General features: G+C 65.3%; 14 protein-coding genes and 1 pseudogene. 7 read left to right on the plus strand and 8 right to left on the minus strand.

Going from position 1 to position 14,473, the window contains the following annotated elements; translation table 11 throughout:
* Positions 1-87: 87 nt before the first annotated feature.
* Positions 88-498, plus strand: a pseudogene (locus tag KBZ33_RS18945) (transposase); the annotation flags it as partial.
* A 216-nt stretch (positions 499-714) separates the two neighbouring features.
* Here KBZ33_RS18945 and KBZ33_RS18950 read toward each other — a convergent pair.
* Positions 715-2,547, minus strand: coding sequence for a glycosyl hydrolase family 18 protein (locus KBZ33_RS18950; RefSeq protein ID WP_254952436.1), 1,833 nt, complete (start codon positions 2,545-2,547; stop codon positions 715-717).
* A gap of 110 nt (positions 2,548-2,657) precedes the next feature.
* Positions 2,658-3,377, minus strand: coding sequence for a response regulator transcription factor (locus tag KBZ33_RS18955; RefSeq protein WP_254952438.1), 720 nt, complete (start codon positions 3,375-3,377; stop codon positions 2,658-2,660).
* Between the two features lie 118 nt (positions 3,378-3,495).
* Here KBZ33_RS18955 and KBZ33_RS18960 point away from each other — a divergent pair, with 118 nt between their 5' ends.
* The 3 genes from KBZ33_RS18960 to KBZ33_RS18970 all read left to right on the plus strand — a co-directional run bounded on the left by KBZ33_RS18960 (position 3,496) and on the right by KBZ33_RS18970 (position 6,396).
* Positions 3,496-4,371: a peptidoglycan recognition family protein gene (locus tag KBZ33_RS18960; protein ID WP_254952440.1), complete on the plus strand. Its 876-nt coding sequence runs from the start codon at positions 3,496-3,498 to the stop codon at positions 4,369-4,371.
* A gap of 89 nt (positions 4,372-4,460) precedes the next feature.
* The gene (locus tag KBZ33_RS18965) at positions 4,461-5,345 is read left to right on the plus strand and encodes an IS3 family transposase (protein WP_254952442.1); all 885 of its coding nucleotides are present in this window, start codon (positions 4,461-4,463) and stop codon (positions 5,343-5,345) included.
* 589 nt (positions 5,346-5,934) lie between these two features.
* Complete coding sequence (locus KBZ33_RS18970) at positions 5,935-6,396, plus strand: hypothetical protein (protein ID WP_254952443.1); 462 nt, start codon at positions 5,935-5,937, stop codon at positions 6,394-6,396.
* Positions 6,397-6,427: 31 nt separating this feature from the next.
* Here KBZ33_RS18970 and KBZ33_RS18975 read toward each other — a convergent pair whose 3' ends face one another.
* The 6 genes from KBZ33_RS18975 to KBZ33_RS18995 all read right to left on the minus strand — a co-directional run bounded on the left by KBZ33_RS18975 (position 6,428) and on the right by KBZ33_RS18995 (position 12,945).
* Positions 6,428-6,799, minus strand: a complete 372-nt coding sequence (locus tag KBZ33_RS18975) for an AbrB family transcriptional regulator (protein WP_254952445.1) — start codon at positions 6,797-6,799, stop codon at positions 6,428-6,430.
* A 238-nt stretch (positions 6,800-7,037) separates the two neighbouring features.
* Positions 7,038-7,331: a DUF167 domain-containing protein gene (locus KBZ33_RS21925; RefSeq protein WP_254952447.1), complete on the minus strand. Its 294-nt coding sequence runs from the start codon at positions 7,329-7,331 to the stop codon at positions 7,038-7,040.
* A 203-nt stretch (positions 7,332-7,534) separates the two neighbouring features.
* Positions 7,535-7,738: a chlorophyll a/b-binding protein gene (locus tag KBZ33_RS18980; RefSeq protein ID WP_254952448.1), complete on the minus strand. Its 204-nt coding sequence runs from the start codon at positions 7,736-7,738 to the stop codon at positions 7,535-7,537.
* Between the two features lie 121 nt (positions 7,739-7,859).
* Positions 7,860-8,081, minus strand: coding sequence for a hypothetical protein (locus KBZ33_RS18985; RefSeq protein WP_255011908.1), 222 nt, complete (start codon positions 8,079-8,081; stop codon positions 7,860-7,862).
* Between the two features lie 725 nt (positions 8,082-8,806).
* Positions 8,807-8,971, minus strand: coding sequence for a hypothetical protein (locus tag KBZ33_RS18990; protein ID WP_254952451.1), 165 nt, complete (start codon positions 8,969-8,971; stop codon positions 8,807-8,809).
* Between the two features lie 176 nt (positions 8,972-9,147).
* Positions 9,148-12,945: an EAL domain-containing protein gene (locus tag KBZ33_RS18995; RefSeq protein WP_254952452.1), complete on the minus strand. Its 3,798-nt coding sequence runs from the start codon at positions 12,943-12,945 to the stop codon at positions 9,148-9,150.
* A gap of 207 nt (positions 12,946-13,152) precedes the next feature.
* On the opposite strand from KBZ33_RS18995, the gene KBZ33_RS21930 reads away from it, so the two are divergent.
* The 3 genes from KBZ33_RS21930 (at position 13,153) to KBZ33_RS19000 (ending at position 14,263) form a co-directional block, all read left to right on the plus strand.
* Positions 13,153-13,569, plus strand: a complete 417-nt coding sequence (locus KBZ33_RS21930; protein WP_396108830.1) for a helix-turn-helix domain-containing protein — start codon at positions 13,153-13,155, stop codon at positions 13,567-13,569.
* Positions 13,570-13,661: 92 nt separating this feature from the next.
* A complete protein-coding gene (locus tag KBZ33_RS21935) occupies positions 13,662-13,874 on the plus strand; it encodes a hypothetical protein (RefSeq protein ID WP_396108832.1) in 213 nt (70 codons plus the stop codon).
* 17 nt (positions 13,875-13,891) lie between these two features.
* Complete coding sequence (locus KBZ33_RS19000) at positions 13,892-14,263, plus strand: IS3 family transposase (RefSeq protein ID WP_254952454.1); 372 nt, start codon at positions 13,892-13,894, stop codon at positions 14,261-14,263.
* Positions 14,264-14,473: the final 210 nt, after the last annotated feature.

Here is a 14,473-nt window from a genome sequence, read left to right on the forward strand (position 1 = left end):
AGCTTTGTGACTCTTTGCTGCTCGTCCCAGAAGCCTCTCTGACCCACAGTTGTTGTGAAGATTGCTTAACCGATCATAATCGGAATCATGCCACAATCAAGTGCCTTGTTGATTTTTCGAAGTTCCCATAAGAGGACGCGTCGTCAGCGCTTCTTGGACGAGATGGAGATCACGGTTCCCTGGGAAGCGTTTCTGGCCTTGATCAAGCCCGTCTATCACAAGCCGTCCAGCAAGGGAGGTCGTCCGCCGATTCCTTTGGAGGTGATGCTGCGGATCCACCTGCTGCAGCAGTGGTTCACGCTTTCAGATCCCTTGATGGAAGAGATGCTGATTGATAGGCCCTGCTTCCGCCGCTTCGCCGGAATCGAGACGATGGAAGGGAGGATCCCTGATGAGACCACGATCCTCAACTTTCGCCATCTGCTGGAAGAGCACCGGATCGCGGAGCAGATCCTCGAGGGTGTGAACCAGATGCTGAGCGAGAGGGGAGTGATGCTGTAGACGGAGTCGGTGGCTACGACCCGCAGCAGCTGGCGGAGCTGCATGCCTTCGGGTTTTTCCTGGCCAGCAGCGTGGACGACTGCCTTGAGGTGCAGCTCAGCCTTGGCGCTGATCCGGCCGAGCCTGCCGATGCAGCGGCTAAGGCCGCGAGCAGCCCCAGATCCCGGACTGGTTCGGCTATCGGCTGATCTGAGCCTCTCCCTGCGCCTGGCTTCAGCCCTGCCAGATCTGCAGCGCCGGGCCGCTGAGGGCCGAGGCGGCCACGCCGGGCAACAGCACCTGCTGGGCGTTGAAGTCGAGCAGGAGGCTCGATCCATCGGGGGTGGCCACCACGCGGGCCTGCTGGCCTTCGGCCCAGAAGCCCTTCAGGTCGATCGCATCCTGGAGCGGATCAAAGCCGTTGATCGTGAGTTTGCGGCCCCAGGCCCAGCCGAGCTGGAAGCGCTCGGCCGTGGTGGCGCTGGCCGTGAGGGCCGTGGTGGCAGCCGCCACGGCGATGGTGGTGCCGCCCGCAGCCGTTCCACCGGCCACGCCGCTTCCAGCCGGGCTACCGCCGCCGCCCCCGCCGCCTGTGACCCCACCGGAGATCACGGGATCGGTGCCGTAGTCGCCCCAGATGGCGCTGTAGCTGCCGCTGGCGGCGGTGGTGCCGGTGTGGGTGTTCGCCACCTGGCCCAGGGGGCCGGGGTTATCCCGCGCGATCGACCACATCGCCAGCATGCCCACGCCCTTGCTGCGGGCGAAGTCCTCCACCAGCTGGGCATCGGCGGTGCTGAACACCTCGCTGCGGATGTCGTTGACACCGATCATTGGGGTGATGCCGAGCTGGTTCCAGCCGAAAGCCTGGCCGAAGCCGCCGAACAGAGCGCCCAGCTGGCGAAAGCTGGCGTTGGCGGCATCGATCGCGTACTGCCCCATCGATTGCCGGGCCGGTGGTGCGGCGCCGTCGCCGTAGTTCATGGTCATCAGGTTCACCCCATCGAGCTGCACGCCGGCGCTGAGCGCCTGGCGCACCACGGCCAGACCGTCGGCGGTGAGGCCCTGGGGCAGTACCGGCAGGGTGTACCAGATCTCGAGACCTGGATGGCTCTGCTGCACCAGCCTGAGCGCATCGGCGAGGAGTTGGTTGGCGGCCCGGTTGCTGAGGGCAGCGCCTTCAATGTCGAAGTCGATGCGGTTGAGGGCCAGGCTGTCGATCACCTGGCGGTAGCGGTTGGCAAGCTCAGTGGCGGTGGCGCCGCTGGCGGCCAGTTTCTGGGCCAGGCTGGTGCCGCTGGCGCCGCCGAACGACACCATGGCGTCGCCGCCGATCGCCCGCAGCTGGCTGATCTCATTGCGGATGGCGATGGCCTGGCTGTTGGTGCTGGTGAGGCTGAGGGCCTGCAGGCCGGCCCAGGCGGCATCACCGGCGGGGGTGGCCTGGATGAAGGCGAGGCTGAATAGCCCCACGCCGTGCTGGCGGGCGAGGCCATCAAGATCGGGCACGGGATAGAGGCCCATGTCGACATAGGGGGCGAAGAAGCGCTCGCCCCAAAGGAGATCGGCGGCATTGCCGGAGTTCACCCCCCCGGGGGTGAGGGGGGTGGTTGTGGCGCCGCCACCGGTGCCGGGGGTCGTGGGATTGGGTGTCGGGGTTGGAGTCGGCGTTGGCGTTGGAGTGGGGATCGGCGCAGGCGAGGAGCTGCCCCCACCGCTGCTGCCGGCGAGCAGCACCTCGCTGGCGCTCAGGCTCGCCAACCGGGTGCCGCTAGGCAGGGCTCCCTGCAGGTAGGAGCGGCTGGCGCGGTTGGGCAGCAGGGTGGTGCCCCAGCTGGGGGGACGCAGGGTGATCAGCCAGGTGCCATCAGCCTGCCGGCTCTGCTGCAGGGAGAAGTTGCTCACCTTGTTGAGCGCATAGCGGCTCACGAAGCTCACGCTCCACTGGCTCAGGGCGGTGGTGCCGGTGTTGGTGAGGCTGATGTCCCCGTCAAAGGCGCCGTTCCACTGTTTGCGGATCGTGAGGTTCAGGCTGATGCCTGGGGTGCTGCCCGCGGTGGTGATGGCCATGGGGGGAGGGAAGGCGGAGGACCCCGATCCTTCGACGGCCCCTGCGCCGCCGCCATCCTGCAGATGAAGGATTCCGCGCTCGGGGCTCAGCACCGGGCCGGCCTGGGGATTCAGGGGAGGTAGCCGAGCCGCAGGCCGGCCACGGCGGCGGCGGTGCGATCCGGCACCTGCAGCTTCGAGAGGATTCGCTGCACGTGGTCGCGGGCGGTGACCTCGGCGATCTGCAGCCGCTCGGCGATGGCCCGGTTGGTGCAGCCCTCGGCCACCAGGGCGAGGATCTCCACCTCGCGGGCGGTGAGTTCGTGGCTGGCCGGGCTCGCATCGGTGAGCACCGTCTGGCAGCGCGCATCGAGGAAGGCCTGCCCCCGGCCCAGGCTGGCGAGGGCCTGCAGCACCACGCCCCGTCCCACGTTCTCCCGGCTGATCAGGCCCTGCACGCCGGACGCCAGGGCGGCTCGGATCACCACCCGGTGCGGGTTGGCCAGGCTGAGCAGCACGGTGGGCGGCGAGGGGCGCCGCAGCAGTTGGTCCAGCACCGGCAGGGCCGACCCGTCCTGCAGGAACTCCTGGCAGAGCACCAGCACGTCGGTGGCGATCTCCGGCAGGAGCGCCGGCGCATCGGCGGCCCGCAGGCAGAGGCCCAGCAGTTGCTGGGATGGCTGCCCCGGAGGGGTGTCGAGCAGGTTGGCCACCATCAGCAGGCCGGAGGGCAGATCGCTGGTGCAGATCAGCAGGCGCCACGGGCGCAGTTCCTCAGCCAGGCGACGCTTCTGCTGCTGCAGCCAGAGCGGGTCCGGCTGGGAGTGGGAGTTGTCCTGGCCTTGCTCCATGCCTTGGGAGGTCCGGCCCGTGGAATCACCCCGTCGTAGCGGAGCGGCGCGGCAAACGGCAGCGGTGTTGACGCCGCCCCCGCGTTGCTCCTGACTGGGGCAACGAGCATGGGGTGGCGTGGCAGGCAACGGGCGCGGCATCGAAATCGACAACGACCTCGACTTCAACAGCGACATCCGCTGCGATAGGCACGGCGACAGCGACGTTCACCACGACCAAGGTGCTGAGGGACAGCGTGGTGACGGGGTTCCAGCTGGCGGGGGTGTGGCTGAGGCCGCCAAGGGCAGGGATGAGGGTTGGCGTGTCCCCGGCTCCGGCCTGGCCGGGGCTCGCCGCTCCGCCGGAGCCTTGCTTCCCCTGCTGCTCCTGATGCCCCAGGCCGGCTGCGGCCCCCGCCCCCCGTTCCCGGTGCAGAACCTGGCCGGTTCCGGCCTGAAACCCCTGCCCCCCGAGCTGCCCCGCCCCGCCGATGCCACCAACTTCGGCGAGCGCCAGCGCCGCGATGCCTTCGGCCGCGAGGTGCCGCACCAGCCACAGCTGATCGTGCTGCACGAAACGGTGATCAGCGCCGCCGACACGGCCCGCCGCTTCGCCACCCCCCACCCCCGCGACGACGACCAGGCCAGCTACCACTTGCTGCTGGATCGCGCGGGCCAGCGGCTGCGGATCGTGCCCGATGCGGGCCGCGCCTTCGGGGCGGGCATGGCGGCCTTTGGCGATTTCACCGTCCGGATCCAGCCCCAGTCGGTGGGATCGCTCAACAACGTGGCCCTGCACCTGAGCCTGGAGAGCCCGCCCGATGGCCGCGGCGATGGCGATGCCCACTCCGGTTACACGCCGGAGCAATACCGGGTGGCGGCGGGCCAGGTGCTGCTCTGGCAGGCGGCCTTCGGCATCCCGATGAGCAGGATCACCACCCACCAGGCCGTGGACCGCAGCCACAGCCGCCGCGATCCCCGCAGCTTCCGCTGGCAGGCGTTCGATGCCGCCTGACGGGAAGCGGCCCAGCGCTGTGGGCTAACCGCCTACGACCGGGGCCGATTGATCTGATCGGCGAGGCGCATGCCGCTGGCGCCCGCCTGGTGAGCGCCTGCCGTGAGATCGGTATCTGCCTGCGCACCCTCAAACGCTGGCGCAAGGCCTTTGGTGGTGATGGGGACGGCAAGGACCGCCGTAAAGGCAGCCCCCGCCATGTCGCTCACCGCCTGAGTGAGGAGGAACGCCAGCGGATCCTGCTCACCTGCAACCAGCCGGAGTACGCCTCGCTGCCGCCGGGGCAGAACGTACCGTACCTGGCTGATCAGGGGCTGTTCATAGGTTCAGAGAGCAGCTTCTATCGGGTGTTGCACCAGGCGGGGCAGTGCCACCGCCGCGGGCGGGCCCGGCTACCGCAGGCACCGCGCTCCGTACCGCGCCTGCGGGCGGATGGCCCAAACCGGCTTTGGAGCTGGGATATCAGCTTCCTGCCGACCACGGTGCGGGGGGTGTGGCTGTACCTCTACCTGGTGGTCGACGTCTGGAGCCGCAAGGTGGTGGCCTGGGATATGGCCGAGGTGGAGTCGACTGACATCGCGGCGGATCTGGTGCAGCGAGCCTGCCTCAAGGAGCGCTACCGCCGGCCCGGCGGCTTTGGCAGCCACCAGTGCCAGCAGCCTCGACTGATCCTCCACGCCGACAACGGCAATGCCATGCGTGGGGCCACGCTGGAATCACGGCTGGAGGAGATGGGGGTGCTGAGATCCTTCTCCAGGCCAAGGGTCTCCAACGACAACCCCTACTCGGAATCCCTGTTCCGAACGGTCAAATACCGGCCCGACTATCCGAACCGGCCATTCGCGAGCAAAGACGAGGCCTGCGAGTGGGTGGCGGCATTTGTGGATTGGTACAACCACCGGCACCGCCACAGCGGCATCAAATTCGTCACGCCCCCTTCAACGCCACAGCGGAGCCGCCACCGCAATCTGTAAGCAGCGAGCCGATGTCTACGAGAAGGCCCATCGGGCCAATCCAACTCGGTGGAGCCGAAGCACCCGCTGCTGGCATCAACCCGAAGAAGTGTGGATCAACAAGCCACCAGAGGAGCCCGAACCGATCCACGCGCTACCACTAATCGTGGCCGCCTGAGTGGCAACCAAGGAGTGACACCTTCCCTGAAAGTCACCGAACGTTGCGGAATATCTCATTGATGTGATGCTCACTACTCATGCTGGTTTGATGCCGATGTGCCGAACGAGGCGGCTTTGCGGAGGTGTGGGGGCTGCATCGGATTCGGAGGCCCTTTGATGAATGACACTCCCCCGGGGCAGGCGTCAGGAGCGCGCTGACGATCCGGCCCCTGCTCCAACACTCTCAACGGATCTCTGGCTTCCCTGGCGTGTCACGCCGTCGCCGTCCATCGCACCGTTCACGAGCTCAGCTCCAGGTGCCCCGGACCCAGCGGGAAGCCCCACTGGAACCCTGGCCCCAGGCGCCAGCGTCAGCCACTCCGCCCCACCAACCAAACTCCTTCTGAGCCCGGTGGCTTCGTCACCGGGCTTTGTCGTGACCCGCTGTTCCATGGCTGATCTCGCCCGGACCCACCAGGCCCTCGCTGAGGACTACCGCTGGCATCTGCAGATCGCCGCGGGCAAGCTGCTCGCCCTGCCCAGCTGGTCGCTGGACGCCACGGTGGCGATCATCCACACCCAGACAGAAGGCATCACGATCGGTGCTCTGAGGAGCCTGCCCGCCTTCCTCGATCACAGCCCGCCGGAATTCGATGCCTACATGCGGCTGCAGGAGCAGGGCGTGAGCTTCGAGGAGGCCTACCAACGCTGCCTTGCCGAACAAGGCCAGGAGTTCCTCGATGCCATCGAGGTCGCTGAAGCCCGTGGGGCGTTGGTCACCCACGACAACCTAGCCCAATTCGCGGCCCTTTCCCAGAAAGGCTTTGCCCGTGACCCCCGTGAGCTGCTGGTGCTGGCCCAGTGGCCCGACCATGTCACCGGGTTACTGGTGTCATGTCAGCCGTTGTGGTGACCTCGGCGCGAAGGGCCCGCTGCTGGAAGGTTCACTCCTCCTCGTCAGCCCCACCAGCAGGAATCAGGCGGATCTGCTTGCGGCCGAGCTTGATCGCGAACTCATCGCCAGGCCTTAGATCGAGCATCGCGGTGTAGGCCTTGCCCACCAGCAGGTTGCCATTGCCCTGCACGGTGGCCACATAACTCAGGCTCCGGCCACCGCGACCCTTGGCGCTGCCGCTCCCTTCCCCAAGGTTCACGCCCTTGGCCTCCAGCAGGGCCTCGTAGAAGGCGGTGAAGTTCAGCCGTTCGCTGCCGTCCTTCTTGGTGCTGACGTAGCCGGCAGCCCGCACCAGTTCGGACTTGGAGGCATCGCCCTGCTCCTTGACTTTGGTCAGCAGTTCAGATCCGGAGAGGGCCATGTTGGTGAAGCATCGATTAGCTCGACTATAACAAACATGCTGATGTCGGCCAAAGCAGCAAAGTGCGGTTGCCCGCCCCTTCAGCGGAAGCTTTCGCAGGCCACCCCATCACCATTCCCATCGAAATACAGGTGACCATGGCGCAACAGCACTCGGACCTTTGATCGGTGCCGATCGCCTTGCAGTTGTCGTGCCGGCCTGCAACCGTGCCAGAGACAATCCCAAGCGCCAGAGAGGCTCAGCTCCTCACTGGGGGGGCGCTCATCCCCAAAAGAGCACAGCGGAGCACGTCATCCGAGAACTCCTCCACGGCCATCCATTTGCCCCAGCTGCTCTGGCCACGCACCAGAACCACCCTGCTAAGAGCGACGCCAAGTCGCTCGGAGGCGAATCGTCGCATCGCCTCATTTGGCGGTCCTTCCACCGGCCGGGCCGTCAGGCGGATCACCACCGCGTCATCTCTCAGCCCCACCACCTCGGTGCGAAGGCTGCGCGGTTGGATCCTCAGGGCGATGCTCTCGCTGGTCGTCATTCATCTCCTCACACCGCCCGCCGAGGATTCCTTCGACACGCCGCAGCGTTGCGGGCATGGGGATGATCGGCAGCGCTTGAGACTGCAGCCCCCTCTCGCACTCCGACCGCAAAAAAGCCGGCGCCATCGGCTGGAGGGCCGGCCAGGGAAAAGGGCGATGGTGGTGGCCGCAGACGTTGGTGAAGCACAGAAAACGACCGGCTTCAACGCTGGGACAGAAGAGCGAGATCAGCGATCTGCTGGAGGATGCCATCTCCGCTGAACGCCTCCACGATCAGACCGATCGTGAACCCCAGCATCGCGATGCGTCCGTTGAGACGCTCAGCGCGTCTGAGGTCCTCGTCTCGGATTTGCTTGGCGGCAGTGTCCAGGAACCAGGTGTCGTTGGCTTGAGTGACTCGCGCCACGGGAAACGGTTGTAAGTACAACAGAAAGTTACGGATGCAGTTAAGTGGTTGACGTAGGGAGGGATACCTAGTCCGGGTCTGTGCATGAATCCTGGTCTAAGGCGGGTGGCCGGTCTGCCTGTCAGAGGTCAACTCGCGTCCGGCTCTCGATGCATTTCTCCACCGCCTCCCACACCACCCGGTAGGCCAGGCTCTGGGCATCGCTCATGGCCACAGCAGCAGGGTGCGTCCAGGCCACCTGGCATGACAACGCCTCGAAATCCTCCGGAACCACCGTCAGGCCGAGAAGATCAAGCGCTGTCGCCACATCCGGTGGATCGGGAATCATCGACCGTGTCCTCATAGGTTCGTCCCGCGAGACCGCAACTGGTGATCCTCGAAGCGATGGGCGTTCTCAGGCCGCCAGAGGGACGTCGGCCTCGCAGCCGCTCTCCAACTCTTCCCACACCCGCCGATAGGCCGCAGTTTGCACTGTGCTCCACGGCCGTGAGGCCGGGTGCCGCGCGGCCACCCGCCGGGCCAGTTCCTGCCGGCTTCCGGGCGTGGTTCTCAGGCCCAGGACGGCCAAAGCCTCAGTGAAATCCGTTGACGGTCCCATGGCTGTCATCAATCGACCGGTAGTAGACAGATGTTCGCGTCTGCCACCACAAGTGCAAGGGGGGATGCCGATGACGGTGTGGATTGTTATGGAAGACGCCACTGGGATGCCTTGATCCACTAGCCAGGGTGACGCTCACGACATCACCGTCCTGGACTCAAGCGCAGCGTCCCGCCGGCCCCCAGGAACGGATCCTGAATCTCCACCGGATCGAGCGGAAGCTCTGCCGCGACGGAAGTCCGAGGGCGAGTGATGCCGCCTGTCACCCTCCATGCCCTGGTGCGGCGGCGAGACACCCGGACCTCAGCATTCAGGTAGGCCTTGGCGTCGCACTGGCCCAGGAAGCGGCGGTAGGCAAAGGCCTGGCCGTCTTCCACCAGGGCCAGGTTGATGATCCAGGCCTTTCTGAAGTTTCACCCCAGTGCTGAAGCTTCAGAAGCTCAGGATCCCGGGACTGTTCCCCGGGGCGATTACAGCAACGAGATCTCCTGATCGGGGAGCCACTCGCAGGTGGTGATTCCCAGCCGCTGCACCAGGCGCTCCCAGCGGGTCGGGCGAAAGCGCAGCACCTGGCGGCCGTTACTTAACCAGCCGTCTTTCGGGCTCGTGGGGTCGCCGGGTGATGGCTGTCTCATGCGTCGATGAGACGTGCCTCGATCAATCGGCAGCAAGCGTCCACATCGCTGGGGCTCTCCACCCCATCTCCGAGCGAGCAGAAGAAGTCCAGCCATAACGCTGGCACCGCCAGCAGGATCACCGTCCTGCCAGCATGGAGCGCATGGGAGGCTCGGGGGGCTCCTGTGAGCCGGGGTCAGGCTTGGGAGGGCTGATCGGCTAGCCACGTCGTCAGGTCAGCGAGTGGCATGGGTCGGGCAATGGCGTATCCCTGCACGTATTCGGCGCCGGCGTCGCGAGCGAGTCCCAGATGCTCGTCATCCTCGACTCCTTCGACGACGACCGTCGCACCGATCACATGGGATATCTCAACGGCCGAGCGGATGAGGGCAGCTCGAATTTCGGATCCTTGCTGTTGGCTCAAGAACGATCGGTCAAGCTTGATGTAGGCGGGGGTGAGTGCTTGCAGGAGTCCGAAGTTCGAGTAGCCGGATCCGTAGTCATCAATGCACACTTCGGCTCCAAGCGCCACGAGGGTATCCAGCAGCTCCAAGGCTTTGCTGTGGCGGGGGAGGAAGACGGATTCGACGATCTCAACGACAAGACCACCGAGGCCGTCTGGCGCGTCAATGGCGGCGATGGTGTTCAAGGTGTTGGGATCCTCAAGCTGCGTGATTGACACGTTGAAGGTGACGCGCAAGTCTTCGTGGCCAGTGGCTTGGATGATCGGCAGATCGTTGCGCAGCAATGCAAGTGTCAGCAGACCCAGTGCGCGGATCTGGCCACTCTGCTCGCAGAAGTCGATGAAGTCGCACGCTGGAACGAGTTGGCCGTCGCGACGCCACCGCACGAGGGCTTCGACGCCCCACACGTGGTTCGTCATCGCGTGGACGATGGGCTGATAATGCATTTCGAAATCGCGACCTTCGATCGCCGCGCCGATGTCAATGCGCATTCGTCGCCGCTCAGCGGCCGCCTCGTTCATCGACGAGGTGAAGTAGGCAGACCCGTTCCCCGAGCGTTCCTTGACCTCGTACATGGCCGCATCCGCAGCCCTGAGCAGGTCCTCCGGTGAGTGGGCATCCTCGGGGAACAGCGCCACCCCGATGCTTCCTGAGATTCTCGCCTCCCGGCCATCGACATCAACCGGCTGGCGGAGGGTGTCCAGCAGCCGATCCAGGACGGCGTCGAGCTCAGCGGGACTCTTGTAGTCCACGATGATGACGCCGATCTCGTCGCCGCCGAGTCGCCCCACAACGTCTGTGGAACGCACGACCTCCAGCACCCGCGTACTCGTGGCGCACAGTGTTATGTCGCCCGCGTTGTGCCCGTGCTCGTCGTTCACCTCCTTGAAGCGGTCCAAGTCGATCAAGGCGAGGGCGAGTCGCGAACCGGTGCGGGACGCACGAGAGATCTCGTTCGCCAAGGCGTCCGCGAAGTTCTTCCGGTTAAAAAGCCCGGTGAGCTCGTCAAACGCCGTCCGATTGAGGAGTTCGGACTTGACTTGCAGCTCGGCCAGGGTCGCCTCGGCGGTGGCCCTTAAGCTGTCAAGCTCCGTCACATCAGTCAGGGTGATGATGGCGCCCAGAGGGTTTCCGTCGGTGTCCTTGTACGGCAGGACTTGAACCATGTAGCAAACCTCGTCGTCCCGAGCCTGGATGCTGAGTCGAGGACCGCCGCCTACGACGCCGCGCAGGGCTGCGGCCAGGCCAGGAATCGGGAGCGTCGTTCGTGCGGACAGCACGGGAAGCCCGACATCCGTGTCCACGAGGCCGAAGACCCGAACGGCCAGCGGGGTGAACCGCGAGATGCGCAGGTCCTGGTCCACGATGACCATGCCTTGGTTGATTGAGGCCTCAACGTTTGCGAGGTGGGAGTTCAGGTGCTGCAGGAGGTCACCGCGCTGAAAGGACTCCTGGTTGAGAACGGCGAGTTCCTCATTCGACGCCTGCAGTTCCTCGTTCGACGCCTGCAGTTCCTCCGACGAAGCCTGCAGTTCCTCCGACGACGCCTCGAGTTCCTCGTTGACCGATTGGAGCTCGGCCAGGGACCGGCGAAGGGCGTCCTGGCTGACGAGTACTTCTTGCTCGAGGCGCTTCAGTTCATGGTCAAACGACGTGCTGCGATCAGGCGGTGTCGGTGAGCCGACACTCCGGCCGGTGTCTGGCACGAAGGCGAGCACCGCGAACGCTTTCTCGCCCACCTGTAGCGTTTTGGCCGCCATGTGGAACGGGTGATCGACGCTTTCGATGGACAGTGACTGCCCGCTGACGGGTTCGTTGCTCCCACGGCAAAGGAGAAGCAGCGCATGCGCTTCATCCCGCAGCTCTTCTCGCAGGAAGGACGAAACCGACGCCGCCAGAGGCCCTTCGGGAACCCGGCAGTAGGAGGAGACGTCACCGACAACATGGACCGGCCGATGCCGGTTGTCCAGGACAACATAGGCGTCGCCGCTGAAACGCACGAGCTGTTCGAGCAAGGCGATCAGCTCAACATTCCGCTCGGGTTCAAGGGTCAGCGGTTGATGGGCGGGTCGTGTTTGCCGGGTGGCATCTGCGACGAACGGGGGTGGAACGTGCTCGTACGAGGGCAGGCATTCACCCGAGTGCCGGAAGATGCGGCTACCTGCATCGACAACCGTGAAGCCCTCGCAATGACGACCGAGGCCCTCGCTCTCGCCTAAGAAGAGGAGCCCCCCCGACCGGAGGGCGAAGTTGAACCGGCGGATCACACGCCGCTGCAGCGGTGAAGAGAAATAGATGAGGGTGTTGCGGCACGAGATCACGTCGATGCGAGGGAACGGCGCGTCGGTGCACACGTTGTGCAGGGCGAAGACGGCACACTCCCGCAGCACGTCGGCGACATGGAAGCTGTCGCCACCTTGCCTGGCGTAGGCCGACCGCAACGGTTCCGGGATACGCGACAGGGCCGAGGCGGGGTAGACGGCGCGTCGGGCCAAGGCCAGGGACGACTCATCCAGGTCAGTGCCGAAGATTTTCAATCTCCGGGCGAGGTCGGCCGGCCGGCCCATGAGATCGCCGACGATCATGGCGATCGAGTACACCTCCTCACCAGTGGCGCAGCCGGGCACCCACACGCGCAGAACCTCGTCAGTGCCAGGACGGGCAAGGTAGGTGCCAAGCACGTCTCGTAGCACCTCGAAGGCCTCCGGATCCCGGAAGAACGAGGTGACCGTCACCAAGAGGTTTTGCTTGAGCGCCTGCGCCTCATCGGGTTCAGCGGCTAGCAACGCCACGTAGTCGCTGATGACGTCGATCTGCCGAAGCGCCATCCGCCGCTGCACCTGCCGTTTGAGCGTCGATAGCTTGTACTCAGCGAAGTCGATTCCGATCGAGCGCCTCAGCTGCGCCACCACCCGGGTGATGACGCCATCCTCGACCGCAGGCAGATTCCCGTCCCCCTCGCCCACGGAGATCGGGATCGCGACAAGTCTGAGACCGAGCTCTCCCGCGTCGGCCACCACGTCAGGGCTGCCGAGGGCAAGTGCTGCGCGAGGCATCCCGTCGAAGCGAGCCGACTCCGGCGACTGCACCATCGTCAGACCCCCTGCAGCCCGGATGGCACGCAGGCCACGGGCGCCGTCCGATCCCGTCCCCGACAGGACGACGCCCACGGCGCGTGCCCCCCAGCTCTGCGCTAGTGACTCGAACAACAGGTCGATGCTCGGGCTGGGACCCACTCGCTCCGCAGCCTCCACAAGGGCCAGCCGATCGCCGACGAGGGTCAGATCATGATTGGGCGGCACCACGGTCACGCTGTTTGTACGGAGCGGACTCCCGTCAACAGCCTCCTCGACCTCGAACCGTGTCGCACGGGACAACAGTTCGACGAGCAACGTGGGGTGATCCGGTGCCAGATGCTGGGCAACGATGATCGCGGAACCATCAGGCGTCAATGAGCCGAGGAACTCCTGCAGGGCTTCCAGCCCACCGGCCGAAGCCCCTACGCAGACCACCCGCGAGATGGCGCTCAAAGTGGAGCCGGCGCCCTCACCGTCTTTCGAAGCTCTATTCATCTATCAACTCCCCTCATTGGCCTCCGCTAATTGTACTCAGCCGTAGCCGCCTCCATGGCCCTGAGTCGGTACAGACATCCCACGGGATCATAAATCCCGTTGTGAATCTCGAGATTACCGCGAGAACCTAGCGCGCAGTCCCGTAAAAGACTGATAAAATATGGAATGTCTCCCGAGGGAGCCTTTCCATGGCTGCCGGTCGTCCGATGCCGCCTCTGGTCCCCACGGAGGACGAACTTCAGCAGCTGCAGAGCATCGCCAACTCCCGCTCTTTACCCCACTCGATCGTGCAGCGTGCTCAGATCGTGCTGGCCTGCGGTGCTGGCGAGACCAACACATCCATCGCCAAACGGATGGGGCTGTCCGGGGGTGACCGTCGGCAAGTGGCGAAAACGTTACCGGGACCTTGGCCTGGAGGGCTTGAACGATGAGCTGCGTCCCGGCCGGCCTCGTACCTACGAGGACGAGACGGTGGCCGAGGTGATCAACCGGGCTCTGCAGACCAAACCCACTGGGCCTCCCCCGGTTTTGAGGACAGGTCAACAAGGGTCAAGCCATGACCTCCAGACTGTCCATCAATGACCAGTGCCACCAAGTCACGACGCCGGTTCACGGCACAGCAGTAGCAGGAGGCTGTTGCGCTCTGCCTGCAGGAGGGCCTCTCCTGCAACGTGGTGGCTCAACGCCTTGGCCTTCCGTCCAGCAGCCTGGCCCGCTGGCTGCGGCAGAGCCGTATTGACCAGGGCTCTACCAGTCCCCGGGACCAGGGTCTGCTCACCAGCGAGGAGCGCTCTGAGCTCAACCGGCTCCGCAAGGAAAATCGGGAGCTCAGGAGGGAGAAGGATTTTTTTCGGCTGGCGGCGGCACACTTTGCGAAAGAGCAGTAGTCGCCGAAATGTTTCGCTTGATCGCTGAGCTTTCAGGTCGTCACCCCGTCTCCTGGTTGTGCCGTCAGTTGGATGTGGCCCGCAGTGGTTTCTACGCCTGGCGGCAGCGGCAGGAGGTGCCGGGACCACTGGCGGCGGAGAACGCCGTGATCACCGCCGAGATCCAGGCGGTATTCCAGGAGCACCGCGGCTTCTACGGCTCCCCACGGATCCATCAGGAGCTGCGTGCGGCAGGCCGCCAGGTCGGTCGCCATTGCGTCGCCAGGCTCATGCAGTGTGCCCAACTCAAGGCCAGGACACGCAGAGCGTTCAGGGCTTGCTCCAGGGCCAGCAGCGGAGCCGCTGGGGTGGTGGAGAACCTGCTGCACCAGGACTTCCAGCCTCGATGACAATCGCAAGGAGCTGATCGCTCCGCAACAGCTGCAGCGCGATCTGGCCTTCTGGATCGAGGGCTACTACAACCGCGAGCGCCGCCCGCGTCCCCTGCAGTGGTGTAATTCCCCCGGCACCCCCACCCCGGCGTAGCCGGGGTGGGCCGCGCACCTCAGGCGATCGGCTCCACGGCTGGCGTTGCAAGGGGTGGGCAGGTCCGTTTCCCT

Origin of the sequence: Cyanobium sp. Cruz-8D1, from assembly GCF_024345975.1 — a bacterium.
In the GTDB taxonomy this organism is placed as follows: Bacteria; Cyanobacteriota; Cyanobacteriia; order PCC-6307; family Cyanobiaceae; genus Cyanobium.

Coding starts and splice junctions, on each gene's coding strand:
- KBZ33_RS18950 (WP_254952436.1), bottom strand. CDS start 2,547: ATGGCCATCACCACCGCGGGCAGCACCCCAGGCATCAGCCTGAACCTC.
- KBZ33_RS18955 (WP_254952438.1), bottom strand. CDS start 3,377: ATGGAGCAAGGCCAGGACAACTCCCACTCCCAGCCGGACCCGCTCTGG.
- KBZ33_RS18970 (WP_254952443.1), top strand. CDS start 5,935: ATGGCTGATCTCGCCCGGACCCACCAGGCCCTCGCTGAGGACTACCGC.
- KBZ33_RS18975 (WP_254952445.1), bottom strand. CDS start 6,799: ATGGCCCTCTCCGGATCTGAACTGCTGACCAAAGTCAAGGAGCAGGGC.
- KBZ33_RS21925 (WP_254952447.1), bottom strand. CDS start 7,331: ATGACGACCAGCGAGAGCATCGCCCTGAGGATCCAACCGCGCAGCCTT.
- KBZ33_RS18985 (WP_255011908.1), bottom strand. CDS start 8,081: ATGAGGACACGGTCGATGATTCCCGATCCACCGGATGTGGCGACAGCG.
- KBZ33_RS18990 (WP_254952451.1), bottom strand. CDS start 8,971: ATGAGACAGCCATCACCCGGCGACCCCACGAGCCCGAAAGACGGCTGG.
- KBZ33_RS21930 (WP_396108830.1), top strand. CDS start 13,153: ATGTCTCCCGAGGGAGCCTTTCCATGGCTGCCGGTCGTCCGATGCCGC.